Raw genomic sequence first — 1,909 nt, 5'->3', positions numbered from 1 at the left:
AAATATACTAAACACAACATCAGCTATCAAATCATTATGAAAGGTCATCAAATAACTAAGATTTCCAATCAAAACGATTGATAGCCTAACGTTGGGCATAATTTGAGAAAACTAAGTCAAAATAAAAAAGCCTCTCGAAATGAATCGAGAGGCTCTGTTTATCTTTCACTTAATTACGTTTCTATAAAGAAAGAGGCTTGATTAAGCATTACAATACAAATTAAGTGAATATATTTGTATTAGACAAATAAAAGCAAGGAAATATTGGAATATCAAAAATTAGAATACTATTTATCGCAACCAAGATTAGACCGGTTTTTAATAGCTACTAGCAATTCAAAATCTAAAGCTCAAAAGTTATACAGAATTAATTTAAGAACAGCGCAAGCCTTTTATCCTGTATTAAATTTATTTGAAATATTCTTTAGAAATATTGTAAATTATCAAGTGTCGTCACATTTTGCAAATCCAAACTGGATAATTGCGGAAAAAAATGGATTTATGAATCATCCTTCACTAACATCATCCAGATTCTTTTTAAGAAACTCAATTAATAAAGCAGAAAGAACTATTCGGAAAAAAGGAGGAGTTGTAACATCAGGAAAAGTAATCGCAGAACAGTCTTTTGGATTCTGGACAAGTTTATTTGACACTCACCATTACAGATTAATTGGAGGAGTTGTTATTCACTGTTTTCCAAATAAACCAAATCACGTCAACCGCAATATTTTAAATCAAAAACTCAACAATATTCGAGAATTTAGAAATCGTGTTTATCATAACGAACCTATTTGCTTTAATGGAAGTGTTATTGATTTTACGGAAGCCACAAATATAAAAAATGAGATTTATGAATTATTGGGATGGATAGATGCTGACTTGACTGATTACGTGGACTATTTCAACGGAATCGACACTAAAATAAGTATGATAAATAAGCTATAAATACTATGCCCAACATCAAATATAGCTTATGGCGGGGGAAACGGTAAACGAAAATTTTTTACATTTAAGTAGCTTTGGAGCGGGCAGACAAGAAAGCACTTTGAAAACCGCCACCAAGCCATATTCTTAGCGTTGTAAGTAATAGCGGATGAATTTCACATTTAGTTTCAGAAATAAATATACAGTGAATCGGTCTGTAGAAGACTTAAAAAGTGTTATTCAAACAGTTTCGAATAAAAAATGGCATGACTTTTCTGAAAATTTAAGTGCAGAATTAATTGGAAAGAGAAGATTTGAATTCACTCCTAAATGGAGTTTTGGAACTCTTAAAGTCGGAGGAATGCATCAGGATTTCACCTACGTATTTGGAACTTTGACGGAAGATAATGGACAGACCGTAATTTCGATGAATTCGCGTCCAAATAATGCTCTTGTAATAATATTTTATATTGTGTTATTCTTACCAGTTGGAAAATGGTTCAACTTAGAACTTTTAGAAGAGTTATCTTTCGCTAATACACTAATTGTTTCATCTATCTTTGTACCTGTCCTCGCTGGACTTATGATTATGCAAACATTATCATTACGATCAAAGGTTGAACGTCTACTTGGTTTGAGTAGGAAATAGACTACTTACAACATGGCATAAAACCCATTTGCTCACCACCTTGTAGCCCCTTGTCTGCTGAACAGCCCGTAATTTATGCTTGCTTTTCATAGCGGGCAAGCAAGGATATTGCTTTTGTCAAGTATAGTGCTTAATTATTCTAAGGTTTTGCAATTAATGAAGTGTATCAGTTTGCAGAGATAGCATAAATTACTACTTTCAGTATTTCATAGACCAGTATAACAAACGGGTTTTATACGGTCGTTGTATTTAATTCCTTTCTTAAAATTATTCTGCTAGGCAGTTGGCAGAAAGAGGGCATAAAAAGCGGATTGATTAGCCTTGAAAAGGCCTAAG

The 1,909-nt window shown here is 32.7% G+C and carries 2 protein-coding genes; both read left to right on the top strand.

From position 1 onward, the window contains the following. Positions 1 to 264: 264 nt before the first annotated feature. On the top strand, positions 265 to 945 hold the full coding sequence (locus B9Y84_RS20355; protein ID WP_085519237.1) for an Abi family protein: 681 nt from the start codon (positions 265 to 267) through the stop codon (positions 943 to 945). Positions 946 to 1,093: 148 nt separating this feature from the next. After that, positions 1,094 to 1,573 carry a hypothetical protein gene (locus tag B9Y84_RS20350; RefSeq protein ID WP_085519236.1) on the top strand — a complete coding sequence of 160 codons (480 nt, stop codon included), beginning with the start codon at positions 1,094 to 1,096 and terminating at the stop codon, positions 1,571 to 1,573. The last annotated feature ends 336 nt before the right edge of the window (positions 1,574 to 1,909 follow it).

The sequence above is a fragment of the Marivirga sericea genome (genome assembly GCF_900177665.1).
Classification (GTDB): Bacteria; Bacteroidota; Bacteroidia; order Cytophagales; family Cyclobacteriaceae; genus Marivirga; species Marivirga sericea.
The sequence above is the reverse complement of the archived record's forward strand: the minus strand, read 5'-3'. Positions and strand labels throughout refer to the sequence as shown.

Excerpts from the sequence above, each read along its gene's own strand:
- B9Y84_RS20350 (WP_085519236.1), top strand. The coding sequence starts at position 1,094 with ATGAATTTCACATTTAGTTTCAGAAATAAATATACAGTGAATCGGTCT.